This is a genomic window from Streptomyces sp. NBC_00045 (assembly GCF_045041095.1).
Classification (GTDB): Bacteria; Actinomycetota; Actinomycetes; order Streptomycetales; family Streptomycetaceae; genus Streptomyces.
Genome location: NZ_CP108271.1, coordinates 7,285,933 through 7,311,959, shown reverse-complemented (window position 1 = coordinate 7,311,959; position 26,027 = coordinate 7,285,933). Strand labels below are relative to the sequence as shown.

Here is a 26,027-nt window from a genome sequence, read left to right as displayed (position 1 = left end):
TAACTGTCCCAATGAACATCAACCGCGTAGAGATCGATCCGGCGCGCCCCCTCGCCGAGCTGACGGCGACCGTCAACACCCTCTGCGACGAGACCGAGAAGGCGGCGGGCAAGACCGCCGTGGTCCTGCACCTCGCTTCCTCCTCGGGCGACTCCCCCTGGCCCGGCGAGATCGGCGTCTCCGCCGTCAACCGCTGGGAGCGCGCCGTCCGCCGGCTGGAGCGGCTCGACGCCGCCACCGTCGTCGTCGCTGAGGGCGTCTGCGCCGGACCGGCCCTGGACCTCCTGCTGGCCGTGGACTTCCGCGTCGGCGTGCCCGGACTGGTGGTCAACCTGCCGGTCAACGACGGGCACTTCTGGCCCGGCATGGCCCTCTACCGCCTGGTTCAGCTCCTCGGGGTCCGTCGGGCCCGCCAGCTCGTCATGTGGGGCGCCGACATCACCCTCGCGCGCGCCCTCGAACTCGGCATCGTCGATCGCAGCGGTGACGGCGTCGAGGAGGCCGTCCGCGCGGCGACCGCGCTGACCGGCCACCTCGCGGACCGGGAGACGGCGCTGCGCCGCCAGCTGATCTCCGAGGCCGCGACGGCCGACTACGACGAGGCCCTCGGCATCCACCTCGCCGCCTGCGACCGGGAGCTGCGCCGCCTGCACACGGCGGCGGCCGCCCGCGCGGACCAGGCCGTGAAGGCCGCGTCATGAGTGCCGCCGCGCTGGACGCCCCGTTCTGGACACCTGACCCGCCCTTCTTCGGCGGCAGCCTGGCCGGCGATGCCGATCTGCTGGCCGCCTTCACTGCGGCGGGCGAGGACCAGCTGGGCGTGCTACCGGCCAAGCCGGACCGCGGGCCCGCCCAACAGCGCTTCGCCGACGGCGTGTTCGCCGCCTGCCGGGCAGCCCGCCGGGCCTTCCTGGCACGGCACGCCGAGGCCGTGTACGACGAGCTCACCGACGGCCGGACCCGTCTGGTCCGGCTGCCCGACCTGGTGAGCGCCGCCGCCGAACGCTTCCCGGGGCTGACCCCCGGCCGGGAGCAGATGGCCGCCGAGGCGGCGCTCGTCCAGGCGGACAAGGAGGGGCGCGAGATCGACCAGGGCATCTTCTGCTCGGCTGTCCTGCACTCCCCCACCGCCGGCCGGCACCTCATCGACGCCATGCTGGCACCCACCCCCCGCGCCCGGCAGCTGCTCGGGGCGTTCCGGGCCGCGGACCGGATCGAGCTGGACACGGTGCTCGTCGAACGCCGCGGCCACGCCGCCCACGTGACGTTCCGCAACGCGCACACCCTGAACGCCGAGGACAACCGGCTGATCGCCGACCTGGAGACGGCGGTCGACCTGGTCCTGCTCGACGACCGGATCCGCGTGGGGGTGCTCCGCGGGGACGAGGTGAACCACCCCCGCTACGCGGGGCGCCGGGTGTTCAGCGCCGGCATCAACCTCAAGGACCTGCGCAACGGGGACATCTCGTTCGTCGAGTTCCTGCTCGGCCGGGAGCTCGGCTACCTGAACAAGATCTACCGCGGCCTGCTGACCGCGCCCGAGCACACCGCCTGGGCCGATCGCACCGTCCAGAAGCCCTGGGTGGGGGCCGTCGACTCCTTCGCCATCGGTGGGGGCATGCAGCTGCTGCTCGTGCTCGACCGGGTGATCGCCGAGGAGGGCGCGTACTTCAGCCTGCCCGCCGCCGAGGAGGGCATCGTGCCCGGACTCGGCAACCTGCGGCTGGGCCGGCTGACCGGGGCACGCGTAGCCCGCCAGGTGATACTCGGCGGCCGCAGGATCGACGCGGGCGACCCCGACGCCCGGCTGGTCTGCGACGAGGTGGTGGCGGCCGGCGACATGGCGGACGCCGTCGAGCGCGCCGTCGCGGAACTCGGCGCGCCCGCCGTGGCGGCCAACCGGCGGATGCTCGCACTCACCGAGGAGCCGCTGGACTCGTACCGCACCTACCTGGCCGAGTTCGCGCTGGTCCAGGCAGGCCGCTCGTACAGCGACGACGTCCTCGCCAAGGTCGAGCGGCGCTGGCAGCAGTCACAGTCCCGGCGCGGGTGACCGGCCGTGGTCCTCCTCAACCCGTCGCGGCTGCACTCCTCGCTCCGGGCCCCCGTACTCGGATCGATCGGCTTCCTCAACGAGGTCATGGGCCGGTTCCCGGACGCGATCTCGTTCGCACCGGGCGCGCCCCATCCCGAGACCCTGCCCGACCCCGACCTCCAGCACTACACCGACCGCTTCCTCGACCACCTGGTGGAGCTCGGGGCGAGCCCCGAGCGGGCCCGCCGCACGCTCTTCGAGTACGGGCCCAGCCGAGGCCTCATCAACGACATCATCAGTGACGCGCTGCGCCGCGACCACGCACTCGACACCTCGCCCGACGACCTCGTCGTCACCGTCGGCGCGCAGGAGGGGATGCTCCTCGTCCTGCGGGCGCTGTTCGGCTCCGCGCAGGACGTCCTGGCCGTGGCCGACCCGTGCTTCGTGGGCATCACCGGTGCGGCCCGGCTGCTCGACGTCGATGTCGTACCGGTCGCCGAGACCCCCCGGGGCCTCGACCTCGACGGGCTCGAACGGTCCTGCCGGGAGGCCCGCCGCGCGGGCCGTGCGGTCCGCGCCCTGTACGTGGCCCCGGACTTCTCCAACCCGGGGGGCGGCCGGATGCCCCTCGACTGCCGCCACCGGCTGCTGGAGCTGGCGGAGCGCGAGGACTTCCTGGTCCTGGAGGACAACGCCTACGGGTTCACCGCCGGCACGGACGACGGGCTGCCGCTGCTCAAAGCACTGGACACGGCGCGCCGGGTGATCCACATCGGCACGTTCGCCAAGGTCGCCTTCCCCGGCGCCAGGATCGGCTACGTCGTCGCCGACCAGCCGGTGGCCGCGCCGGGCGGCGGCACCCGGCCCCTGGCCGCCGAGCTCGCCACCCTCAAGACGATGGTCACGGTCAACACCTCCCCGCTGCCGCAGGCCGTGATCGGCGGGATGCTGCTCGAACACGGCGGATCGCTGACCGCTCTGAGCCGTCGCAAGTCCGAGCTGTACCAGCGCAACCTCGGCTGCCTCGCGCAGGCCCTGGACCGCCATCTGACGGGGGCGGTGGGACCCGGGGTGCACTGGAACCGGCCGGAGGGCGGGTTCTTCATCCGGGTCCACCTGCCGGTGCGCGCGGACGCCGCCCTGCTCGAAGTGTCCGCGGCGAAGTACGGGGTCCTGTGGACCCCGATGGAGCACTTCTACGTCGGCGGCGGGGGCGAGCAGCAGATACGGCTCTCGTGCAGCTATCTCGACCCGGGCGAGATCGACGAGGGAGTCCGGCGCTTGTCCGCGTTCCTGACCAAGGAGATTGGAACATGATCCACACAGACGCACATCCCACGGTGCGGACCCACCCGTTCGACCCGCCGGCGGAACTGGCGAAGTACCGCCAGGACGAGCCCGTCCGCCGGATGAAGTACCCCGACGGACACGTCGGATGGCTGGTGACCAGCCACGCCCTGGCCCGCAAGCTGCTGGCCGACCAGCGGTTCAGCGCGCGCTCGGAGTTCAAGCGCGCGCCCGTGTCGCGGCCCGGCGCCGACCCGTTCTACGGGGCAGCGGCCCTGCCGGGGTGGCTCGTCGACATGGACGCCCCGGAGCACACCCGGCTGCGGCAGCAGCTGGCCGGCAAGTTCACCGCGCGCCGGATGCGGGAGATGCGCCCCCAGATCGAGCGCATCGTCGAGGACCTGCTGGACGCGATGGCCGCGCAGGGGGGACCGGTCGACCTCGTCGAGGCGTTCGCCCTCCCCGTGCCCTCCCTGATGATCTGCGAACTGCTGGGCGTGCCCTACAGCGAGCGGAGCGAGTTCCAGCGCAACAGCGAGATCCTCTTCAGCCTCCAGGCGACGGCTGCCGAGGCGTCCGAGGCCATGGACCGGCTGTACGCGTTCCTGCGCGGCCTTGCCGCCGACGGCTCGGCCGGCGAGAGCGGCGGGCTACTGAGCATGCTGGCCGCCGACGGCACCCTCGACGCCGAGGAGATCGCGGGGGTCGGGGTCCTGCTCCTGACCGCCGGGCACGAGTCCACCTCCAGTTCGCTGAGCCTGAGCGCGCTGGCCCTGCTCGCCCACCCCGAGCAGCTGGCCGCGTTCCGCGACGACCCGTCCCTGACGGACAACGCCGTCGAGGAACTGCTGCGCTACCTCTCCGTGTTCCACTTCGGCGTGCCGCGCACCCCGCTGGAGGACGTGGAGTTCGAGGGCCACCTCATGAAGGCCGGCGAATCGGTCACGGTGTCCATCCCGGCGGCGAACAGGGATCCCGGCTGGTTCGAGGACCCCGATCGCCTGGACTTCACGCGGAAGACCTCCGGTCACATGGCGTTCGGATACGGGATCCACCAGTGCCTGGGCCAGAACCTCGTCCGCATGGAGATGCGGACCGCCCTGCCGGCCCTGTTCCGGCGTTTCCCGACCCTCTCCCTGGCAGTCCCGCCGGAAGAGGTGCGGCTGGCCTCGGACATGAGCGTCTACGGCGTCCACCAGCTGCCCGTCACCTGGTAAGGAGCACCACCCATGCGTCTCACCATCGAGCCCGGCGCGTGCGTCGGGTCGGGCCAGTGCGCCCTCGCCGTGCCCGAGGTCTTCGACCAGGACGAGGAGGACGGCACCGTCCTCCTGCTGGACGACAGGCCGACACCGGACCTGCACGAGGCCGTCCGCGAGGCCGCCGCACTCTGCCCGGTCGAGGCGATCGTCGCCTCCGCCCCCGGCAACACCCCGTAACCATCCAGGAGGTACTCCACCCATGGCCCTGAACAGCTACGACGAATGGTCCTCGCTCAAGGAGGTCATCGTCGGATCGGCCGACAACTACGCCCAGCGCGTCCGCGACCTGACCTTCGACATGTTCATCAGCGACAACCTCACCGGAGCCCGCGGCTACTACCCGTCCATCCGGGTGTCGCAGGACGGCGTGACCGACGAGTCCCCCGAGCGGATCGCCTTCCGTCAGCGGCTCGCCGACGAACTCGTCGAGGACGTGGAGGGCATGGCGGACACGCTCCGGTCGCTGGGCATCACCGTGCACCGCCCGATGGCGCCGGAGAAGTTCGACCGCGGCGTCTCCACGCCCTTCTGGTCCGCGCCGGTCACGCCGCCGCTCAACGTCCGCGACAACACGCTGATCCTCGGCGACGAGATCATCGAAACCCCGCCCATGCTGCGTGCCCGGTACTTCGAGACGAAGTTCCTCGCGTCGGTCTTCCAGGAGTACTTCCTCCAGGGGGCCCGCTGGACGACCATGCCGCGGCCGGTGATGACGGACAACTCCTTCGACCCGGGCAACGTGGCCACGGCCGCGCCCAACGTCGAGGTACCGCTGGAGCCGCAGCCCTCCCCGTACGACGTCGGCCTGGAAATGTTGATCGACGGTGCGAACGCGCTGCGCTTCGGCCGCGACGTGATCGTGAACATCTCCAACAAGAACCACGCGCTCGCCGTGGACTGGCTGGAGCGCCACCTCGCGGGCCGCTTCCGGGTCCACCGCATGCACAAGCTCACGCAGAGCCACATCGACAGCGTCATCGTCGCGCTGCGCCCCGGGCTCCTGCTGCTGCGTTCCGAGGGCGTCCGGGACTACCTGCCCGAGGCGCTGCGCAAGTGGGACGTCATCGTCGCGCCCACGCCGGCGCTGGAGGACTACCCGCAGTACGAGAACGGCGACCCGATCCCGCCGAGCCCGTACATCGACCTGAACCTGCTCTCGATCGACGAGTCGACGGTCATGGTCAACGACGCCTGCAAGACGCTCATCCGCACGCTGGAGGACCACAAGTTCACGGTCGTGCCGGTGCGCCACCGGCACCGCCGGCTGTTCGGCGGCGGTTTCCACTGCTTCACCCTCGACACGGTGCGCGCCGGCGGCGCCGAGGACTACCTGGGCTGACGCGCCGCACCGCCGTACGTTCTCCACCGGAAGGAACACCATGACGAGCACACCCGTCGCCACCGAGACCGATGTGAAGGCCCGCTACGACGCGGAGGGCTGGTACCGGGCCCCGGGGCGCTTCACCGAGCTCGACATCAAGAAGCTGCGGGCCAGCGTCGAACAGATCAGCTCGGAGGCCCGCCCCGAGGTCGTCTACGAGAGCGGTACGGACGTCGTCCGGGCCATTCACGGCTGCCACCTCTTCGACGACACCTGCGAGCGGCTGGTCAGGCTGCCGGAGATGGTCGACCTGGCGCAGACCCTCATCGGCGAGCCCGTGTACGTCTACCAGTTCAAGGTCAACCTCAAGCAGCCGTACGAGGGAGCCGCCTGGCCCTGGCACCAGGACTACGCGTTCTGGGAGAAGGAGGACGGCATGCCCGATGACAAGGCCGTCAACATCGCGGTCTTCCTCGATGACGTGCACGCCGCCAACGGTCCGCTCCAGGTGATACCCGGAAGCCACCGCTTCGGCCTCGTCGAGGACGACGTCGCGGCCAAGGAGGCCACCGGGGACTGGCGCCAGCACGTCTCCGCCGATCTGGAGTACACCGTCCCGGCGGAGAAGGCGGCGGCCCTCGCGGCGGAACGCGGGACCGTTTCCGTGGAGGGCCCGGTCGGTTCGTACTACGCCTTCCACCCGAGCATCGTCCACTCCTCGTCCAACAACCTCTCGGCGGACCGGCGGGCGCTGCTGCTCATCACGTACAACGCGGTGAGCAATGCGCCCGCGGCCCCGACCCGGCCGGAGTTTTTGGTCAGTCGTGACGCGACCCCCATCAGCGCGCTGGAGGCGGGCGCCGAGCTCTGATTCCAAAGGCATCTTCGACCACCCGAAAAGGGTGCCCTTGACCTGCGCGGATTCGATATCCACAGCGAATCCCGTGCCGGTCGAGGGCACCCTTTTCAGGTACGGGGCCGCCGCGGCCGTCAGACCCCGAGCAGATTCTGCCGCGCCGCCAGGTAGCCGGCCTGGAAGCGACTGCGGGCGTCGAGGGAATCCATCAGGCGGGCGACCATGCGGCGGTACGTGCGCAGGGCCATGCCCATCTCACGGGCCGCCGCCTCGTCCTTGGAGCCGAGGGCGAGCTGGCGGAGCACCTCGCGGGAGACCGAATCCAGCCCTTCCATGGCCGGATCCCCGCCTTCGTCGGTGGGCTGCGGTGCGGTCAGGGAGCGCAGGAGCAGGGGAGTGAACGGAAGCATGTGGCCGATCAGCGCGCCGCTGCTGTAGTCCTCCTGGTTGCGCGCCCAGATGAGGACCGAACGGTCGATGATCACCATGCGCGGGCCGTGGGCGGCTCCGGAGTGGATCTCCATGCCGTCCTGCGCCAGTTTGGCGAGCCGGCCCGCGCGGTCATCGGAAGACCCCTGGCCGGGCGGGGGCACGTACACCTTCACGCTCACGTCGGAGTCCATGCTGACGCTGTGGGCGGCGGTGAGGTCCACCTGCTCCTCGAACGCGCACCTGCGGGGCATGACCAAGACCACTTCCCGACTGGCCTCGTGTATGGCACGGCGGATCTGCGGCGGTCCGGCGAAGTTCACCTGCATGTCAAGCCCTCCTTGCTCTTGCCTGGGCGAGGGGGAGCGTAGGTGCGCCGGCAAGGCTTGTCAAACATCTGACAAGACCTTGCCAGACTCTGGACACCATGGTTGAGTGGCGACCACGCCGCAGGGATGAGACGACAAAAGCCTGACCGCCTCATCGCACCACACGGTTTCCATGTGGCGACAAGGTTCACAAAAGGGGAGAGAAAGTATGAAGACGCAGGTCAAAAGGGCAATCGCGCTCGTCGGACTGCTCATGGCCGCCGCCCTCGTATATACCGGGCAGTCGGAATCCCCTGCCGAAGGCTCCCACTTCAAGATCGTTGCCGATTCGAATTCCCCCCTGCTGCGGTCCGAGATCGGCTGGCCGTAAAACGTCTGCCAAAACATGCCAATCTTGAGACCGGTTTGACAAGGCTGTCGAATTATTGGAACCTCTCGACATGTCTAGGCAGGAGAGCATTCCCGAACAGCCGATGTTTGGTCGCCGGCTCCGCGCTCTGCGGCTGGCCCGCGGGCTGTCGCAATCCGAGCTCGCGGGCAGCGAGATGTCCGGCGCGTACTTGTCGCGCCTGGAATCGGGCACACGGCCACCCACGGCGCGCGTCCTGTCGCACCTGTGCGCCCAGCTCGAAGTCTCACCATCGGTGTTCCGCGTCTCCGCGGGCAGCCCGCTCGCCCAGGCCGTGGCGAAGGTCGCCACCATAGGCGAGTCACATCAGATGGCCCGGGTCCTGGAGGACGCCCTCCAGGAGGAATGGGACGGCGACGCCTCCCTGCGCTGGCACGCACAGTGGATACTCGCACGCTGCTACCAGACGGAGGGGAAGGCCGTCGAGGAGCTCCAGACCCTCAAGGAACTGGTCGCCCTCGGAGGCGAAATCGGCCAACTCGACATGCAGTCGAGGGCACTTGTCCGGCTCGCACGCCGGCACCGCGCCTCGGGGAACCTCCCCGAGGCGCGCGCCGTCGCGGAGGAGGCCTATCAGCTGTCGGTCGACAACGGGCTGCCGCGCGGCGATGTCGTCGAAGCCCTGCTGACGCTGGTGTCGGTCGAGGCGGAGAGCGGTCGGCTGGTCGAGGCTCGTACGCGCCTGGACCAGCTGGCGGACGCGCTGTCCGAAGACGTTCCCATGCGCCTGCAGATCGAGGTGTTGTGGACGGCCGCCGCGGTGGCCGTCCGCCAGGGCGACGCCAAGGCCACCGCGGAGCTGCTCCGGCGGGCGCTTGAGCTGATGCCCAGCAACGAGGATCCCGTCCTCTGGATGCGGCTGCGCCTCGCCGCCGCCTCGATGTACCTACAGATGGATCCGCGCGACACCGGGCAGGCACGACTGCGCCTGCAGGAGGCCGCGTCGGCGGCCGACCTGGTCGGAATGCCGCTCCACCACCGCGAACTGCTCATCCTGCAGTGCCAGCTCGCCTTCCATGATGGCCGGTTCGCCGAAGCGCGGGAGATGAGCGACCGTCTCGGCGAGGCGCCCGCGGGTGTGGGCGGCCGGGACCGGGTGGGGCTGGAGATCCTCCGCAACCAGTTGGCCGTCGTGGAGGGCGACCGGGTGGCTGCCGTCGGCGCCCTGGAACGCATCGCCAAGGAGGCGCGCGAGGCCGGCAGCGTCGAGCTCGCGGCCGAGGCCTGGCGGGCCCTCGCCGAGTCCCTGGCCCACGGAGAGGGCAACAGCCACGCATGACGTGGAGGCGGGGCCGGTGCACGCGTTCCGTGCACCGGCCCCGCCTTCGTGTCTGCTCCGCCCTATGCCGTCCCTGCCGGGCGGACCGTCCTCTTGAGCTGTACGGCCCAGACGACGACCGCCGCCAGCCCGATGGAAACCACCGCCATGGACATTCCGGCCTGAATTCCGAACCGCACGGTCACGGAACTCGCCACGAGCGCGCCGAGCGGTACACCGAGGCCGGATGAAAGCATTCTCCGTGTGGTATTCACCCTGCCTTGGAGTTCGGCCGGGGTGACTTCCTGGGAATACGTCATCGTGTTGACCAGAACGGCGAGATAGGCACAGCCCCAGGCCGTCAGCGCCACCAGTACGATGCGCCAATCGGAAACCATGACGACCACCAGTCCGAGCAGCGCTCCGACCGGCAGCACGCCGAGCAGGATCTGGAATGCGTCGAATCGCCGCAGCAGCCTGGGGAGGATCAGCGATCCGCCGATCCCTCCCGCGCTCCACGCCGTGTAAAGGAATCCGATGCGGGCGTCGCCGTCGTGGATTCCCAGACCCCGGTCGGCGAATACGACCAGCTGGCCGACGATCGCACCGCCCGAGAAGGACTGAAGGGTGCCGACCACGGTCATGGTGCGCAGGGTGGGGTGGTTCCAGAGGAAGCGAAGGCCCTCGGTCACGGATTCCTTGAAGCCCGGCCGGCCGCCCGGCGGCGCGGTCCGCGATCCTGCCTTGCCGGCGATCGCCCTGATCAGCAGGGCCGACGCGGCGAACGACAGGGCGTCCACGGCGAGGGTGCCGACGGGTTGGACGAGGGCGATCAGGCCGCCGGCCACCGCCGTACCGGCGATCCGGACGACCGTTTCCGCCCCGTACAGCGCACTGTTGGCCTCGGCAAGGTTCTCCTTTCCGACGACCGACGGGACGAACCCGTAAACCCCCGCGTCGAAAAAGAGGGCCAGGCTGGACGACACGAGGGCGACGGCAATGACCTGCCCCACGGTCAGGGCGTCCAACGCCCAGGCCGTCGGGATCGTCAGGAGGCAGAGCGCGTTCAGCCAGTCCGCCCCGACCATGAGGCGCCGCCTGTCCACCCGGTCGGCAACCGCGCCCGCGATCAGGCCGAATACCAGGTAGGGCAGAGTTCCCGCCGCGGCGACCAATGACACCAGTACCGGGGATTTCGACTCCTGGTACACCAGTACCGGCAGTGCCACCGTGGTGATTGCCGACCCCAGCCCCGATACTGCCCGGGACAGCCAGAAATTCCGGAATCCACGCATCTTACGGAGGGGAGTCTTCGAGGTGGCGGGTGGATCAACATCGGAATCATTCTGAACACTTGAAGTCATACGGGTTTATAGGCATACGGTCGAGCAGGCGTCAACCCTCCCCTGAATTCAGGGCATTCCTTCAGTTCCCGCCCTCCGGCAGGTCCTCCAGCACCGCGGGAACCGGTCCCGGGTGGAGCACCGCGAGGCGGCGGCTGGAGCGCGTCAGCGCGACGTAGAGGTCATTGAGGCCGCGCGGCGAGGCGTCGAGGACGGCCTGCGGATCGACCAGCACCACCGAGTCGAACTCCAGCCCCTTCGCCTGGCGGACGCTGAGCACGACGACCCGGCGTTCGAGATCGGGGTCCGGTCCCCACGAGGTGTCGGGGACTTCGGCCCTTACGGCCTCGGCCAGCCGCTCCAGGTCGGCCTGCGGCACGAGCACCGCGACCCGGCCGTCCCCGGTCCTCTTCGCCTCCGCCGCCACCACCTCGGCCAGCCTGGACGGCAGGCCGCTGCTCGGCACCTGCTCGCGCCACGGCGCGGCGTCGCCGGCACGTACCGCTTTCGCCGGTCGGAGCGCCGGGTCGATCGCGGCCAGCACCTTGTCCGCGGCGGCCATGACGGCCGCGGGGGTCCGGTAGTTGACGGTGAGCTGCTCAAGCCGCCATCGCGTACCGAAGAAGGGTTCCAGCGCCTGGGACCAGGAGGTCGAGCCGGCGGCCTCGCCGGTCTGGGCCGCGTCTCCGACCACCGTGAACGAGCGGGTGGGGCAGCGGCGCACGAGCAGCCGCCACACCATGGGAGACACCTCCTGCGCCTCGTCGACGATCACGTGGCCGAACACCCAGGTCCGGTCCGCCGCAGCGCGTTCGGCCGTGGTCCGCAGGTCCGCTTCCTTGTGCCGCGCGGCGAGCCGCTCGGCATCCAACAAGTCGGCCGCGCCCAGTCGTTCCGCGCCGTCCGCGTCCTCGTCCTCGCCCGTGCGGGAGCCGCGCGCGATGTCCAGGACGCCCTGCGCGTAGGCGAGCTCCATGGCGCGCTCGGCCGCCTCGTGGTCGGGACCGGGTCCGGCGATCGCACCGAGCAGTTCCGAGGCCTCGTCGAGCAGGGGCACGTCGGACAGCGTCCAGTCACCGCCGGGCGGGCGGTGCAGCAGTTCACGCTCCGGGCCCGAGAGCTGTGGCGCGGCCCCGGCCAGCCGGTCCGGATCGGCGAACAGGTCTGCGAGCAGCTCCTGCGGCGTCAGGTGCGGCCACAGCGCCTCCAGCAGCCTGCGTACGACGGGGTCGCGGGGAAGGGCGTCGAGCCAGAACTCCACCCGCTCGGCGAGTTCCACCCGCGCCGCTGCCTCCATGTCGAGCAGCTGCGCCTCCTCGCCGAAGACTCCGATCACGTCGTCGGCGGCGGCACGGTCCACCGCGGCGAAGTCGACGTCGGCGGCCAGCTCGTGCTCGAACCGGGCCTCGATGTCAGCGATCACCCGGGCCAGCCGGCGGGCCAGTTCGTCGATGACGGCCTGGCAGAAGACCGGGCGGGCGAGGTTGTGCGGGAGCGCCGTGTCCCGGGCCCGCGCCACCGCGCCGGCCAACAGTGCGGGCTCCAGCCGGAGCTGCTCGCCTCCGATCAGCACGTCCACCGGGCCGTCCGTCACGGCCTGACGGGCTCGCACCGCGGCGGCCAGTACGTCGGCCATCACCGCCCGCCCCTTGATCTCCGCCACCGGACCGGGCTCTTCCCGCACGGCCCGCACACCGGGGAACAGCTCGCCCACCGAGGAGAGCAGCACGCTGGTCTCGCCGAGGCCGGGCAGGACTTGGCCGATGTAGCCGAGGAACACCGGGTTCGGGCCGAGGACCAGGACCCCCCGGTCCTCCAGCCGCCGGTCGGAGTAGAGGAGGTAGGCCGCCCGGTGCAGCGCCACGACCGTCTTGCCCGTGCCGGGACCTCCCTGCACCACGAGCACTCCGGCGTGCGGGGCGCGGATGATCCGGTCCTGTTCCGCCTGGAGGGTGGCGACGGCGTCACGCATGCGGCCGGTCCGGTCCGCGCGCAGCGCCGCCAACAGTGCGGCCTCGCCGGACAGTTGGACGTCCCCCGGCACCGAGCCGGCGCTGTCGAGCCATTCGTCGTCCACCCGGAGCACGGTGCGGGCCCTGGTGTGCAGGTACCGGCGGAGGGTCACGCCCTGGGGTGCGGCCGCGGTGGCGGTGTAGAAGGGGCGCGCGGCCGGGGCGCGCCAGTCGAGCATCAGCGGATCGTCCTCCGGCCGCAGGCCCCGTATGCCGATCCGGCCGAGGTACAGGCGGCTGCCGTCCGAGACGTCCAGCCGTCCGAAGCACAGTCCGTTCTCGGCCGCGTCGAGTGCGGCGAGCCGTCGGCCCAGCCGGTCCACGGTCGCGCCGCGCTCCAGCTGCCCCTGCGCCGTCCGCGCGTGTTCGCGCAGCGCCGCGGCCAGTTCCCGGGTCAGCTCCGCGCGGAGGGTGTCCACACGGGAGTGCAGGAGGTCGAGGTACGTCTGCTCGCGCGCCGTGTCCGACGGTTCGCTCGCTATGGGCGGGGAGGAAGTCACATCTGCTCCAGGTTGGCGGCCAGGTGAACGCTACGTGCGGCCCCATCTGCGTTTCACCCGATTGGCAATTTCTTGCCAACCCGTCCCGCCGTGCCGGGCTGCGCGGCTACGTTCAGAGCCGGCTCGGGGTCGGTCCTCCCGGCACCCCACCACACGACTGCGGATTCAGATGGGAAAGACATGCTCCTCGAAAACGCCCTCGTCCACTATTACGAAGAGGTCCGGGCGGCTCTGCGGGACCTGCTGGGGAATCCGGGCGACACGGCCGCGGACGAGTTCACGCCCGGCGTCGAACTGCCCGAACTGACGCCGCAGATGCGCGACTACCTCTCGGTCTCCGCCGTCGCGCACTCGCCCCTGCCGGCCTACCGGGGCAAGAGTCTGGCGCTGCTGGACCTGACGAAGAACCCCGCGACGATGACGACGAAGACCTTCGCCTCGCTCGTCATCGTGGCCCGGGCCGTCCGCTTCATCCAGGACACCGGCCAGCGCGTCACCATCGTCACGCCGTCATCGGCCAACAAGGCCAGCGCCATGCGCGACGCGGTCCTGCGGGCCATCGAATCGGGCCTGGTCCGGGCCGACCAGCTCAACGTCGTCGTGATCGTGCCGGAAGGCTCGGTCGGCAAACTGCGCGGCTCGGAGCTCCACACCGACCCCGAGCTGCGGGCGCGCAACCCGATCGCGGTGTACAGCGGCGACAACCCCGGGACGGTGAAGACCATCGCCCGCGGCTTCGTCGACCAGTACGGCCGGCAGCTCGAAGTCGACCGGAAGACCAACGTCTGGTACACGCTGCAGCTGGAGAACTACCTGGCCGCGGACGTGGTCCGGGCACTGGCCGAGTCGGAGTTCTTCCCGGCCGCGGCAGACGAGCCCCGCCTGCACGTGCACGCGGTGTCCAGCGCGTACGGCCTGCTCGGGCACGCCTACGGCCGGACGACGCTCCCCGCCGAGGTCCGCGACCGGACCCCCGCCTCGCAGTACTTCCTGGTCCAGCACCTCGGCGCCCCGGACATGGTCCTGAGTGTCTACAACGACGGCTCCACGGACCCGCGCCACCTGCCCTCGTACGCGTACCAGGACGACACCGGGCTCTTCACCCAGGACGAGAACCCGCGGTTCCCCGCGGTCACGTTCGACCCCCGGGAGACGCTCGACCCGACCTTCTACACCCGCAACCCGCCCACCTCGGAGCGGATGAACGAGCTGATCCACGGGCAGGGCGGCGGCGGCATCGTGGTGTCCCTGGCCGAGTGCCTCGCCCGGTACGGACAGGCCCGGGCCTTCCTCGCCGAGGCCGGCATCCGCCTCCCGGCGAACCCGACCGCGGTCCGCGAATGGTCGCTGGTCATGGCCGTCGTCGGCATCCTCAACGCCATCGACCGGGGCCTGGTACCGCAGAACGACATCCTCGTCCACGGCTCCGGCAGCTACGCGGCCGGCGACTTCGCGAGCATGACCGTCCGCGACGCCCACCGCGTCCAGGACGTCGAGGCCATGCGGCAGCTGGTCCTCGACGCCACGGACCTGTAAGCGTCCCGCCGCGCCCGACCACCGACCGAGCACCCACCCACCGACCGAGCACCGATCGACCGCCGAGGAAGAGTCACGTGTCCCCAAGCGCTCCCCGCCCGCGATCCGCGATCCACCAACGCCTGCGCATGCGTGCCGGATATCTCTGGCGCAACAGCAGCAACCCGTGGCTCACGCGTCTACGGACCGCCTGGGACACCCGCGACCGGGCGGTGTTCCCCGCCGCCCGCTCGGATCTCGGCGGTCTCTCGGTCAGCTACTCCGGTCTCGCCGAAGGGCTCGCGTACACCCTCGACTTCACCGAACTGCGCCGTGAGGACGGCGCGCACGGCGCCGAGCGCGTCATGGCGCAGCTGACCGGGCGCGGCCTGAAGTCCCCCGCCCGGCTGCCCGACACCGACATCACCATCGTGGGCACCAGCGCCGCCAGGGCACGTCGACTGCCCACGGCGGCCTCGCTCGTCATCCCGATGCGCGTGCACTTCGTCATCGACTTCGATGCCGACGACGACGCCGGGTCCGCGCGCCGGCGCATCTCCAAGCGCGAGCGCGAGCAGTTCAACCGCGACTCGCGCCGGCACGACTGGCGGTGGGGCCCGGTCCGCGATCCGGAGTGGTTCGACGTCTTCTACGACCGCTTCTACCGGCCCACCATGTTCAACCGGCACGGGAACCGGGAGCGGACCGAGACCAAGGACGTGTCCTACGAGTGCCTGTTCCGCACCGGCCGGATGTTCGCGCTGTACGAGGACGGCGAACCCGTCGGCGGCGCACTGTGCCACTGGGACCGCACGACGGCCACGCTGACCCTGCGCCTGCTCGGTGTGCTCGACGGCGCGCAGGAGCACTACGACCACGGCGCGTTCAAGGCCGTCTACCACTTCCTGATCGGCTGGTCGGCCGACCACGGCGTCCGCCGGCTCGACTTCCAGGGCACGGAACCCTTCCTCAGCAAGGGCACCTACCAGTGGAAGCGCCGGTTCGGCACCCGCGTCGTCCTGCCGCCCAACCATTTCGGCAGCAAGCGGCTGTGGCTTCAGGTGCGCCGCGACACCCCCGAGGTCCGGGACTTCCTCGTGGCCAACCCCGTGCTCGCCGAAGCGGCGGACGGGGTCCTGGAGGCGGTCTACTTCCACGACGCCGGACGACCGGCCCGCACGGACTACTCGGCGAAGTCTCCCGGCGTGGAGCGCATCCGGATGATCGACCTGGACGTGTTCCTCGCCGCAGTCCCGCAGGGCTCCACCGGCGCCACTGCCCAGGACTCCACGGAAGGGGCCCTCGCATGAACCACTCCCCCTGGTACGGGTCCGCCCCGCTCCCGCTCGACTCGCGGCTCCCCCTGCCGCAGGTCAGCGGCGAACTCGCCCGGGTGAAGGCCGGCGAGTACGCCCATGTCGTCCCCACGGGGGTCTCGGCCCGTCCCGTCGTGCTCCCCCGCGCCTCCTACGACGAACTCTTCGCGGCGTCGTCCGTACTGCTGCGGCTGCTGCGCCGGTGTCTGCTGGAATCCGCGCCCACCGCGGCCGGCCGCATCGCCGCGCTGGGCGCCGACCCCCAGATGTACCCGCTGTTCATGGACGGTCCCGCCGAGGAGGACTACGCCACCTGCATGGCGCGGCCCGATGTCCTGGTGAGCGCGACCGGCCCCAAGTTCCTCGAATTCAACATCGGCTCCGGCATCGGCGGAGTGGTGGACACCGCGCTGCACTCCGCGGCCTGGGTAGCGGCGTTCGGCGGCCCCGACCGGATGCCGTTCCACGCGGTCGACCCGCTGGCCGTGCGCGACGAGATCTTCGTCAAGGCGGTCCGCGAGCTGGGCGTGAGGCCGGCCGTGGCCGTCGTCGGCTCACTGCGGGACTACGCGCACGCGCCCCGCAGCTATTTCGAGATCCAGGCGGAGTCCCTGCGCAAGCGGGGCCTGGAGGCGGAGTTCTTCGAGCCGGAGGAGCTCCCCGCGGCCGTCGGGCGCCCCGGGGGCCGCGGCTACCAGTTGGGGCTGCGCCACTTCACCGTCCTGGAGTGGCGCGACCGCGGCATCGGCTTCGCCCCCGTACGGGAGGCGCTGGACGCCGGGTGCCGGCTGCTGGCTTCCCAGAGCGCCTATCTGATCGCCAACAAGAAGGTGCTGGGGTGGGTCTCCGAGGGGAGACCGTGGATGACGGACCGCGAGCGGGAAGCCGTGGACCGCTACCTTCCGTGGACCCGCGTCGTCAGCGACCGCCCGGCCGGGTGGCGCGGCGCCACCAAGCCCGTCGCGGAGCTGCTGCTCGACCACCCCGAGGAGTTCGTCCTCAAGCCCGCCATCGGCATGAGCGGCCAGCAGGTGCTCATCGGCCGCAGCTGCGCCCCCGACGTCTGGAGCCGGGCGGTGCGGGAAGCGGCCGCCGCCGAGGACCACATCGTCCAGGAGTACGTGGAACCGGTCCCCCACCTCATGGAATTCATGGAGGAGGACGGCCGCGGCTCCCACCGGGCCGAGGTCCTGCCGGTCTTCAGCCCGTTCCTCTTCGACCACCGCGACGCCGGCTGCATGGTGCGCTACCTCCCGCCCGAGCAGCAGGGAGTCGTCAGCATCAACGGTCACGGCGCCCTGCCGAACGTGGCGTTCGCGGCCCGCTGACCCCGCGCTCTTCCCCGCGCCCGCCCACTCGCACCACCCGCACCACCCACACCGCCCACACCGCCCGAGGAGAGTTCCGCCATGTTCCGCACCATGATGAAGTCCAAGATCCACCGCGCGACGGTCACGCAGGCCGATCTGCACTACGTCGGCTCCGTGACGGTCAGCTCCGACCTCATGGAAGCCGCCGACCTGCTGCCCGGCGAGAAGGTCGACATCGTCAACATCAACAACGGCGCCCGGCTGTCCACGTACGTCATCGAGGGCCCCCGCGACTCCGGAATCATCGGGATCAACGGCGCAGCCGCCCGGCTCGTCAGCCCCGGCGACCTCGTCATCCTCATCGCGTACGCCCAGGTCTCGGACGCGGAAGCCCGCGACCTCAAGCCGCACGTGGTCTTCGTCGACGAGCGGAACACGGTGCTCTCCGAGGGCAGCGACCCCGCCGACGCCCCGGCCGGCACCGGCCTGCTCCGCGGCGACCTGGTCGCCGGGTGACCACCTGCCGACGACGTCCTTACTTCTTGCCTTCCTGAACGAGCGGGGAACACGCACGATGAACGGCCTGATCACGTGGATCTACCAGTCCGAGGACTCGGATCCGACCGAGGTGGAACGCTTCGAGGAGAGCATCACCCGACGCTACTCCGCGCTCTCCGAGCCGCGCGGGTTCGATTTCCGGGTGATCAGCGCGACCGAGCTCATCCCCTCCTGTGTGGGGAAGCCCGTACTGCGCTACCGCGGCGAAGATCTGCTGGAACACCGGCAGTGCTACATCGTCGAGGACATGAGCACGGACCCGCAGGGCCTGCACGCCCTGCGCGCGGTCTACCGCACCATCGCGGCGAGTGACTCGGTCCTGCTGAACCGCTCCTTCGACGGCCCCGACTACCTGGAGCGGGACAAGCTCGCGCTCCTGCAGCACGCCGCGAGCCTGGGCGCGCCGACGCCCGGGACGGTCACCATCCCGCCGGGCAAGTACGCCCGCAGGGCGATCGCCGAGGCCCGGCGCATGCTCGGCGACGGCCCGTACATCGTGAAGCCCAGGGAGATGTCCAGCGGCACGGGCGTCCTGCGGATCGAGGGCGAACAGCAGCTCGCGGCCGCGGTCGACATCGTGGCCCAGAGCGACTCCGGCTACATCATCCAGCCGCTGATCGCCCACCACGGGGACATGCGGGTGTACGTGGCCGACGGCCGGGTGGTCTCCTCCCTGACCCGCCGCCCGAAGCAGGACGGCTACCTGGCCAGCGTCAGCCAGGGCGGATCGATCGAGGTGAACGACGACCACCTCCAGGTCGCCGACCACTGCGAGCGCATCGCGAAGAGCCTGGATGCCGAGTGGATGTGCATCGACTGGCTGATGACCGACTCAGGCCCCGTCCTCAACGAATGGAGCACGGCCCACGGAGGCTTCACGATGATGCCCGAGCCCCAGCGCACTCAGGTGGCCGACGCGTTCTTCGGCTGGATAGGCCGCAAGTACCACGCCCGGGGCTAGCCGGTCCCGTAGTCCTCGACCAGGTCCGCGATGAGCGCGAGCAGCGCGTCGGCCCGGTGCCGGTCCTCGCGCTGATCGCGCAGGGCCCGGTCGAGTGCACGGAGTTCGGTCAGGGCGACCGGATTGCGGTTCCACAGGGCGTCGAGCTGCGACGAGGTGACGAGGTCCAGGCAGCGGGTGAACAGCAGCCGCGTGGCCGTGGCGGGCGGAGCCGGGTCCGGGGCGGCGTAGCCGCTGGTCAGGTAGCGCACCGGATCCGTGAGGCTCCAGCCGACGACGGTTCCGTGCTGGACCAGGAGCGCCGCGTCCGGCGCGATGCCGATGCGGGCGTCCAGCGGCTCGTCCAGGACATCGAGGTCACGCAGGCAGGTCAGCGCGGCGTCCCCGGGAGCACGGCACAGCTCCGTGGTCACTTCCAGACGGAAGTCCCTGGCCTCGTCCGCACGGAGACCCCCCGGCCGGACGGCGGGCGAGGCGGGAACGCGGGCGCTGTCCTCGGGATCGGCGGCCTCGCCGGGGACGTCGAACTCGGCCCCGACCAGTTCCCGGCTCGCCGGATCGAAGCGGAATTCGTCGGGCGTGTCCCACAGCCAACCCTGGCTGCCGAACGTGTCGAGCTGGAACCGCTCGCGCTCCATCACGTCCATGTACGTCGCGATGCACACGCGGAAGTCCCGGAAGGCGAACCTCGGTGCGATGCACAGGGGTTCGTCCGTCACGGTCGCGGTCCAGTCGCCGTCGAGGGTGAGCCTCACCCGTTCCCGTAGTCCTCCACATAGGTGGCGATCAGCTGGAGCAGGGCGTCGGCCCGGTGCCGGTCCTCGCGCTGATCGCGCAGGGCCTCGTCGGCGGCCCGCAGTCGGGCCAGCGCGGCCGGTTCGCCGTCCACCACGTCCTCGACCACCGGCGTGGTGACCAGGTCCAGGCATTCGGTGAGCAGGCGGCGGGTGGCGGGGGACGGCGGACCCGGATCAGGGTCGATGAAGCTGCTGGTCAGATACTGCGCGGGATCGGTGAGGCTCCAGCCGACGACGGCGCCGCGCTGGACCAGGAGGGCGACATCGGGTGCGATGCCGATACGGGCATCCAGCGGCTCGTCCAGCACGTCGAGGTCGCGCAGGCCGGTGAGCACAGCGTCCCCGGGGGCCCGGCACAGCACCGAGCACCTCTCGTGCCGGAAGTCGCGGGCCTCATCGGCGCGAAGCCCGCCCGGGCGTACTTCGGGTAGGAGGGGAAGGCGGGCGACCTCCGCGGCGGAGGCGGACTCCTCCGGCCAGTGGAACTGCGCCGCGACCAGCTCGCGGCTGTCCGTGTCGAACCGGAGGACGTCGGGCGCGTCCCACAGCACCTCCTGGCTGCCGAAGGTGTCCGCGAGGCAGCGCTCACGCTCCGCCACATCCGCGTAGGGCGCGATGTCGACTGAGGCGTCACCGGTGAAGCGGGGCGTGATGCGCATCGGTTCGTCCGTCAGCGTCGCGCGCCAGTCGCCGTCGAACGTCAACTTCGTGGTCATTCCTGCCTCATCTGATCTGCTTTGCCGGGGCCATGTATCCGTCCTTCAGCGGAACCTTGCCGTCCACGAGGTCCTGGTGGGTTATCGGCGGGTGGGGGTCCGTGGGATTCCCGCCGAGCGCCTTCGCGCCGGAATCGCCCTTGAGCCCGGACGAGCCATAGGCCGTAATGGCCTGGCCCTGGGTCTGGCCGGGCCCGTCAAGCACGACGATGTCCTCGCCCTGCCGGAAGATGAGCCTCTGGCCTGTTCCCGTCGACTGGTACACGGCATCCGGATTCTTCAGGATTTCAGTGACCCGTTCGTCGCTCATCGCGTGCCTCGTGTCCCCGTGGTACTCACTGTGCTTCCTGAACCCCCCGTCCTCTGCCCTCTCGATGACGTCGTCCACGACCTTGTTGAGTCGTTTCTCTGCCTTCTCCTCCTTCGTGTACTTGGGCATGAGGCCCAGGGGGTCGCACCCGCCGTGCGGGTTGGACACGTACGCGACGGGGTTCGGGGCGGGGGCCAGCCCGAGGGGGTCCGGGGAGGTGTAGCGGCCGGTTTCCGGGTCGTAGTGGCGGAACAGGTTGTAGTGAAGACCGGTCTCGGGGTCGTAGTACTGGCCGGGGAAGCGGAGCGGGGTGTAGGTGCTGCTGTCGCGTGACCAGGCGGTGGTGCCCCACAGGGTGGCCCGGGAGCGCCAGGCGATGTCGCCGGACTCGTCGATCAGTTCGGTGGGGGTGCCGATGAGGTCGGTGGCGATGGCGAAGAACCGGCGGTCGATCTCCTCCTGGCGGTCGTCGGCCGTGAGGATGCGCTCGGTCTGGGCCAGGGGGACGCCGCCGCGGTGGTCCCAGGTGAGGGCGACCGTGTTCGGCTGGTGCGGCTGGTGGCTGGTCTGTTCGCACAGGGTCAGGCCGTCCCAGGTGAAGCGGACCTCCTCGGCCACGCTCTCCCCGTCGCCCGCCAGGCGCTGCTTCGCGATGCGGCGGCCGAGCGGGTCGTAGCGGTACCTCCACCGCGTCCCGTCGGGGGTGGTGACGGAGGTGAGGCGGTTCTCGGTGTCCCACGCGTAGCGCCAGGTGTCCGGCTTGCGGGAGAGCCGGGTCTTCTGCCGCAGGGTGACGCGGCCGAGGGCGTCGTACTCGAAGCGGACGCCTCCGGCGCGGGTGAGGCTGGTTCCCGTGTACGTGCGCGGGCCGGTGGCCTCACCGCCGGGGTGGCCGGAGGGCCAGGACGCCGAGGTCTGGTTGCCGGCGTCGTCGTAGGCGTACCGCTCCGTCCAGCCCTGGGCATGGACGGCGGTCACCCGGCCCGCCCGGTCGAGGTCGAAGGTGCGGGTGCCCGCCAGCCGGTCCGCGACGGATGTCAGATGGCCGTCGGCGCGGTAGCCGTAGGCACGGCTGTTGACGGAGCGCCCCGCGGCGGTCACCTGCTGCTCGGAGAGCCGTCCGGCCTCGTCCCAGGCCGAGGTCATGGTGATCGTGTCGCCGAAGGCGCGTGCGAGCTCGCGGCCGGCGGCGTCGTGGGTGAAGTCGACCCGGTGGCCCCCGGTGGTGAGGCGGTGGGCCTGTCCGTCGGCGCCGTAGGCGTAGGAGGTGACGTGTCCGGTGGGTGTGGTGCGGCGGGTGCGGCGGCCCAGGACGTCGTAGGCGTAGCTGATGGGGCGGCCGTCGACCAGTTCGGTCTTGGTGCGTCCGCGACGGTCGTACTGGTAGCGCAGTTCCCCGTCCGGTCCGGCCGCCTCCAGCAGCCGTCCGGCCCGGTCGTAGGCGTAGTGCGTCACCCGGCCGTCGACGTCCTTGGTGATCGCCTGGCCGAGCTGGTCGCGTTCGAACGCGATGGTCCCGCCGAGCGCGTCGACGCGGGCGGCCAACCGGCCCGCGGCGTCCAGCCGGTAGGTGAGGGTGCGGCCGTCGAAGTCGGTCTCGGAGACGATGTTGTCGGCGGCGTCGTACGTGTACGTCCAGGTCAGCCCGTGCGGATTGGTGACGCGGGTGAGGCGCAGCGCGGAGTCGTGCTCGAACTCGTAGCGTGCGCCGTCGGGTCCGGTGCGGGCGACCGGCAGGTCGCAGTGGGTGTACTCGAAGCGGGTGACCGCGCCGGTCGCGTCGGTGCGGGCGAGCAGGTTGCCCTCGCCGTCGTACGTCCACGACTCGGTGGCTCCGTCGGGGCCGGTGCGCCGGGCGAGCTGCCCGTCGGCGCTCCATTCCAGGCGGGTGACACCGCCCACAGGATCGGTGATGAGGACCGGTCGGCCGAGGGCGTCGCGCTCCGTGCGGGTCACGGCGCCGGCCGGGTCGGTCACCTCCACGGGCAGCCCCGCCGCGTCGCACACCACGTGGGTCGTGGCTCCCCCGGCGTCGGTGAGCGAGGTGAGGCGGGCCCCGTCGTCGTAGGTGTAGCGGGTGGTGGCGCCGGCCGGGTCGGTGACCGCCGTGCGGTTGCCCCGTTCGTCGTACTCGTGGAGCATGCGTGCGCCGTCCGGCGCGAAGACTTCCACGGGCAGGCCGAACGGGCCGCGCACGGTGTGCAGTTCGCTCCCGTCGGGGCGGACGGCGCGGACGGCGCGGCCCTCCTCGTCGTACGAGAAGACGGTCGTGAGGCCCAGCGGGTCGGTGCGGGACAGCAGGTTGCCGCGCGGATCGTAGGTGAAGCGGGTGGTGTGGCCGAGCGGATCGGTGATCGCCAGGAGTTTGCAGCCGGGGCCGAAGAGGTGGCGGGTCGCATGTCCGTCGGGGGTGGTCAAGGTGGTGGTGTGGTGGCCCGTCTGCGGGTCGGGCTCGGTGTACGACAGGGTGATCTGGATGTGGCCGGCCTCGCCGCCCTCCGCCACGACGCGGTCGCGGTCGTCGTAGACGTAGTCGTAGCGGCTGGCGTTGGAGTCGATCCAGGCGATGACGCGGCGGCGGTCGTCGTAGACGAAGCGGGTGGTGGCGCCCGACGGCTTGGTGGCCGTGGTGAGGTTGCCGTCCTCGTAGCCGTAGCCCATCAGGGGCAGGTCCGCGCCGCCCTCGCCCGCGCCGGCCAACGACAGGGCGGTGACCAGGCCGTCTCCCACGGTGAAGTTCACCCGGTGGCCGGCCGAGTGCACCAGGGCCAGCGGCAGACCGTCCTCGTCCCGGTCGACGGTGATGGTGTGGCCGTTGCGCTCGGTGATGGCGCAGAGCCACGCTTCGCCGTCGCCGCCCGGTTCGCTTCCGGAGGGGGCGGCGAAGTGGAAGACCAGGCCGCTGTCGGGCTCGGTGACCGTGTAGTCGCCGTCGGCGTCGCGGGCCAGCAGGGTACGGGCCCTGCCCTTGTCCGGCCGGGTGGGCAGACCGGGAGCCGGGTGCGGGTACGCGATCAGGAGGCCTTCGGCGGTGACGTGGATGACGCCGGCCTCGTCGATCTCCAACCGCTCGTCGACCGTGGACGTCCAGGCCGGCCCGAGGAAGCGCCCGACCGGGCAGCCGGATTCCGTGCGGCGGGTGAAGACCAGCGGCAGGATGCCGGGGAGTTCGATGTCGGTCTGGGGCAGGAACATCCGGCCCGTGGCGAGGTCCACCGGGTCGCCGGCGCCGTTGCGGTCGCCGTCCGCGGTGTTGTGGGTGCCGTCCGGGGAATCTTCCACCCGTTCGCGCACCTTCGGGCCCTTGACGTCGTCGAGGTGCCGGGCGGCGGAGCCGACCTTCTTCAGCGAGCCCAGGCCCTTGGAGCCGATGAGTTCGGGGAGGAGCTTGCCGACGCCTTCGGACGGGTCCTTCATGAAGTCGTCGAGCATCTGCTTGCCGGCGCCCCACGGGTCGTTGGCCATGGTGACCAGGCCCGCGGCCGTTGAGTTCAGGCTGGTGAGGTACTCGGCGGGGTGGGTGAGGTTGTAGGGGTCCATCGGGTTGAGCGCGCGGGCGAAGTTGGCGATGCCGGCCGTGCCCTTGACGACGCCGCCGAGCAGGTGGGTGGTGGCGAGGTCCAGGTAGTCGAGGCCGTCGCCGAGCTGCTCGGTGTACGAGGGCTTGGGCGGGGCGGCGTCCCGGGCCGCCTTGATGGCGGTGCGGAGGTTCTCGGCGACCTCGTTGCGCTGCTTGCGGGCGTTGTCGAGCTTGTCCTGCGCGGCCGTGGCCATGGCCTTGCCCGGGTCGGGGTAGTCCTTCCCCGGACGGGGCGGCAGGTTGTCCTTCTTCGCCGTGTACGCGTCGTTGTATGCGTTGACGAGCTTGTTGTGGGCGGTGCGGGCGTCCTCGGAGGCCTTCTTCGCCTTGTTGTAGTCGTCGAGCGCCTCCTTGGCCTTGCCCTGGGCCCACTCGACCGTCTCCGCGAAACGGCCCATGGCGTCGGCGGCCTTCCCGAAGGCGTCGGAGGCCTTGAACCAGCGCGGCGGCTCCTTCGCGACCGAATCGCGGAACGCGCCGGCGGTCTCGCCCTTGAGCCCGTCCGGCCGGGTGAGGCTCTTGAGGCCGTTGCCGACGGATTCGAAGGCCTTCCTGAAGTCGTTCAGGTGGGCGACCTGCTCGCGGATCTTCGAAGGGCTGCCGTAGACCAGCTTCTTCGGGTCCTCGGTCTGGCCGAGTTCGAGTTCCGCGACGTCGGCGCCGAGCCGGTTGGCGGCGGAGCGTGACTTGTCCCGGATCCAGTCGCCCGCATCGTCGAGGCCGACTTCCTCCGCCAGGTCGGCGGTCTTGTCGCCGGCCCATTCGATGGCGTCGCCGACCCCCTCGGCGGCGTCCTCGGCAAGGTCCTCGACGGAGTCGGGTATGTAGTCGCGCCAGCCCATCAGTTACCGCCCCCGTCGCCCTTCGCCTGGTCCAGCAGGTCTTTCAGCGAACCGATCTTGCCGGTGGAGGTCACCGTGTCCTTGGTGTCGGACCAGGTCTGCTTGATGTCCTGCGCGCCCTTCTCGAAGGACTCGGCGCTGTAGTCCGGCTCGTAGACGTCCGCGCTGAAGATGTCGCCCCAGTCCTTCTGCTCGATCTCGTCCTCGCTGGCGTGCGGATTGCCGTACGCGGAGTTCACCGCCACCTTGAACGCGCCCTGGATGTACTGGTCCTCCTCCCACATCGTCCCCGCGGCGATGCCGAGGTTCGCGGCCAGGGTGGAGGCGTCCTGGATCAGGGCGCGCACTCCCCACTCCCAGCGCTCGCAGAAGTCCTCGAAGTCCGTGGCGAGCCCGGCGTGCCCGGTCTCCATCCCGGTCATCGACAGGTTCTCGAAACCCGCGCCCTGCGAGGCCCCGGCCGCATCGCCGGACTCCCGCAACTCCGCTATCGCGGCCCGAAGCCCGACCTGGATCGATGCGACCGCCGCCGGCGAAACCTCCAGGTCCCCGTCGCCCGCCATCAGGCCACCGCCCCGCCGGCGGCGCGGCCGGCAGCCCGGTCGGCAGCGACGTCGACGGCACACTCATCGGGGACGATCCCCGCGACCGGCGGGAACAGCATCGAGCCGTCCGCATCGGCCACGTTCACCGCCACCCCGGCCGGCCCGTCCACCTGCGGAACGACCGCATCGACGAGCCGCGCGCCGAGGACCGCCAGGAACGGCCACTCGCGGCCGTCCTCCCCACGGGCCCGGGCGAACCGGAACAGCGCCTGCTCGTCGGTGAACGCGTAGAACCAGCGGATCCCGCCCGACAGGGCCGACATCAGCCCACCGGCGGCGTCACCACCAGCGCCGCCAGCAGCGGCAGCGGCAGTGCCGGCGACCGGAACGAGCAGGGCGGCGCGGCGGAACTCGCCCACCAAACGCCCCGGATCCCCCCGGCCCTCGCGGTAGTCGGCGATCTCTTCGGTCAACCCCATCGCGGTGCGCCCCCTCCGCATGATCCGCACACGAGGGAAAAACAATACCTTCATCAC

At 70.8% G+C, this 26,027-nt stretch carries 22 protein-coding genes; 14 read left to right on the top strand and 8 right to left on the bottom strand.

What is annotated here, in order from left to right; all coding sequences use genetic code 11:
• Nucleotides 1–11: 11 nt before the first annotated feature.
• The 7 genes from dpgB to OHA65_RS33780 are packed head-to-tail and all read left to right on the top strand — an operon-like array spanning nucleotide 12 to nucleotide 6,776.
• A complete protein-coding gene (gene dpgB / locus OHA65_RS33810) occupies nucleotides 12–701 on the top strand; it encodes an enoyl-CoA-hydratase DpgB (protein WP_405763134.1) in 690 nt (229 codons plus the stop codon).
• Entirely contained in the window at nucleotides 698–2,053 is a 1,356-nt protein-coding gene (gene dpgC, locus OHA65_RS33805) for a (3,5-dihydroxyphenyl)acetyl-CoA 1,2-dioxygenase DpgC (protein ID WP_327279930.1), read from the top strand. The genes dpgB and dpgC overlap by 4 nt, the downstream gene beginning before the upstream one ends.
• A gap of 6 nt (nucleotides 2,054–2,059) precedes the next feature.
• The gene (locus tag OHA65_RS33800) at nucleotides 2,060–3,352 is read left to right on the top strand and encodes a PLP-dependent aminotransferase family protein (protein ID WP_328764558.1); all 1,293 of its coding nucleotides are present in this window, start codon (nucleotides 2,060–2,062) and stop codon (nucleotides 3,350–3,352) included.
• A complete protein-coding gene (locus OHA65_RS33795; protein WP_327279928.1) occupies nucleotides 3,349–4,539 on the top strand; it encodes a cytochrome P450 in 1,191 nt (396 codons plus the stop codon). Before OHA65_RS33800 ends, OHA65_RS33795 begins: the two co-directional genes overlap by 4 nt.
• A gap of 12 nt (nucleotides 4,540–4,551) precedes the next feature.
• A complete protein-coding gene (locus tag OHA65_RS33790; protein WP_327279927.1) occupies nucleotides 4,552–4,761 on the top strand; it encodes a ferredoxin in 210 nt (69 codons plus the stop codon).
• 22 nt (nucleotides 4,762–4,783) lie between these two features.
• Nucleotides 4,784–5,923, top strand: coding sequence for a glycine amidinotransferase (locus OHA65_RS33785; protein ID WP_327279926.1), 1,140 nt, complete (start codon nucleotides 4,784–4,786; stop codon nucleotides 5,921–5,923).
• A gap of 40 nt (nucleotides 5,924–5,963) precedes the next feature.
• Nucleotides 5,964–6,776, top strand: coding sequence for a phytanoyl-CoA dioxygenase family protein (locus OHA65_RS33780; RefSeq protein WP_327279925.1), 813 nt, complete (start codon nucleotides 5,964–5,966; stop codon nucleotides 6,774–6,776).
• 119 nt (nucleotides 6,777–6,895) lie between these two features.
• Here the strand turns inward: OHA65_RS33780 and OHA65_RS33775 are convergent, their stop codons facing one another.
• On the bottom strand, nucleotides 6,896–7,519 hold the full coding sequence (locus tag OHA65_RS33775) for a hypothetical protein (protein ID WP_328764557.1): 624 nt from the start codon (nucleotides 7,517–7,519) through the stop codon (nucleotides 6,896–6,898).
• Between the two features lie 208 nt (nucleotides 7,520–7,727).
• On the opposite strand from OHA65_RS33775, the gene OHA65_RS33770 reads away from it, so the two are divergent.
• Together OHA65_RS33770 and OHA65_RS33765 are read left to right on the top strand one after the other, a co-directional pair.
• Nucleotides 7,728–7,889 (top strand): hypothetical protein, encoded by a 162-nt coding sequence (locus OHA65_RS33770; protein WP_327279923.1) that lies wholly within the window; start codon nucleotides 7,728–7,730, stop codon nucleotides 7,887–7,889.
• A 70-nt stretch (nucleotides 7,890–7,959) separates the two neighbouring features.
• Entirely contained in the window at nucleotides 7,960–9,207 is a 1,248-nt protein-coding gene (locus OHA65_RS33765; RefSeq protein WP_327279922.1) for a helix-turn-helix domain-containing protein, read from the top strand.
• A gap of 62 nt (nucleotides 9,208–9,269) precedes the next feature.
• On the opposite strand, the gene OHA65_RS33760 is transcribed toward OHA65_RS33765, so the two are convergent.
• Together OHA65_RS33760 and OHA65_RS33755 are read right to left on the bottom strand one after the other, a co-directional pair.
• Nucleotides 9,270–10,481, bottom strand: coding sequence for an MFS transporter (locus tag OHA65_RS33760; RefSeq protein WP_371645715.1), 1,212 nt, complete (start codon nucleotides 10,479–10,481; stop codon nucleotides 9,270–9,272).
• Nucleotides 10,482–10,611: 130 nt separating this feature from the next.
• The gene (locus OHA65_RS33755) at nucleotides 10,612–13,041 is read right to left on the bottom strand and encodes a HelD family protein (RefSeq protein ID WP_405763129.1); all 2,430 of its coding nucleotides are present in this window, start codon (nucleotides 13,039–13,041) and stop codon (nucleotides 10,612–10,614) included.
• A gap of 180 nt (nucleotides 13,042–13,221) precedes the next feature.
• On the opposite strand from OHA65_RS33755, the gene OHA65_RS33750 reads away from it, so the two are divergent.
• The 5 genes from OHA65_RS33750 (at nucleotide 13,222) to OHA65_RS33730 (ending at nucleotide 18,701) form a co-directional block, all read left to right on the top strand.
• A complete protein-coding gene (locus OHA65_RS33750; protein ID WP_327279919.1) occupies nucleotides 13,222–14,577 on the top strand; it encodes a DUF6002 family protein in 1,356 nt (451 codons plus the stop codon).
• A 128-nt stretch (nucleotides 14,578–14,705) separates the two neighbouring features.
• Nucleotides 14,706–15,866, top strand: coding sequence for a hypothetical protein (locus tag OHA65_RS33745; RefSeq protein WP_405763127.1), 1,161 nt, complete (start codon nucleotides 14,706–14,708; stop codon nucleotides 15,864–15,866).
• Nucleotides 15,863–17,200: a hypothetical protein gene (locus OHA65_RS33740; protein WP_327279917.1), complete on the top strand. Its 1,338-nt coding sequence runs from the start codon at nucleotides 15,863–15,865 to the stop codon at nucleotides 17,198–17,200. Before OHA65_RS33745 ends, OHA65_RS33740 begins: the two co-directional genes overlap by 4 nt.
• Nucleotides 17,201–17,281: 81 nt before the next feature.
• The gene (panD, locus tag OHA65_RS33735; RefSeq protein ID WP_327279916.1) at nucleotides 17,282–17,698 is read left to right on the top strand and encodes an aspartate 1-decarboxylase; all 417 of its coding nucleotides are present in this window, start codon (nucleotides 17,282–17,284) and stop codon (nucleotides 17,696–17,698) included.
• 58 nt (nucleotides 17,699–17,756) lie between these two features.
• On the top strand, nucleotides 17,757–18,701 hold the full coding sequence (locus OHA65_RS33730) for a hypothetical protein (RefSeq protein ID WP_327279915.1): 945 nt from the start codon (nucleotides 17,757–17,759) through the stop codon (nucleotides 18,699–18,701).
• Here OHA65_RS33730 and OHA65_RS33725 read toward each other — a convergent pair.
• The 5 genes from OHA65_RS33725 to OHA65_RS33705 are packed head-to-tail and all read right to left on the bottom strand — an operon-like array spanning nucleotide 18,698 to nucleotide 25,970.
• Entirely contained in the window at nucleotides 18,698–19,456 is a 759-nt protein-coding gene (locus tag OHA65_RS33725; RefSeq protein WP_329315405.1) for a hypothetical protein, read from the bottom strand. The two genes, OHA65_RS33730 and OHA65_RS33725, sit on opposite strands and share 4 nt — an antisense overlap.
• Nucleotides 19,453–20,214, bottom strand: a complete 762-nt coding sequence (locus tag OHA65_RS33720; protein ID WP_405763125.1) for a hypothetical protein — start codon at nucleotides 20,212–20,214, stop codon at nucleotides 19,453–19,455. Before OHA65_RS33720 ends, OHA65_RS33725 begins: the two co-directional genes overlap by 4 nt.
• 7 nt (nucleotides 20,215–20,221) lie before the next feature.
• Nucleotides 20,222–24,946 carry a putative T7SS-secreted protein gene (locus OHA65_RS33715; protein ID WP_405763123.1) on the bottom strand — a complete coding sequence of 1,575 codons (4,725 nt, stop codon included), beginning with the start codon at nucleotides 24,944–24,946 and terminating at the stop codon, nucleotides 20,222–20,224.
• A complete protein-coding gene (locus OHA65_RS33710) occupies nucleotides 24,946–25,509 on the bottom strand; it encodes a hypothetical protein (RefSeq protein ID WP_327279911.1) in 564 nt (187 codons plus the stop codon). Before OHA65_RS33710 ends, OHA65_RS33715 begins: the two co-directional genes overlap by 1 nt.
• A complete protein-coding gene (locus OHA65_RS33705) occupies nucleotides 25,509–25,970 on the bottom strand; it encodes an SseB family protein (protein ID WP_327279910.1) in 462 nt (153 codons plus the stop codon). The genes OHA65_RS33710 and OHA65_RS33705 overlap by 1 nt, the downstream gene beginning before the upstream one ends.
• Nucleotides 25,971–26,027: the final 57 nt, after the last annotated feature.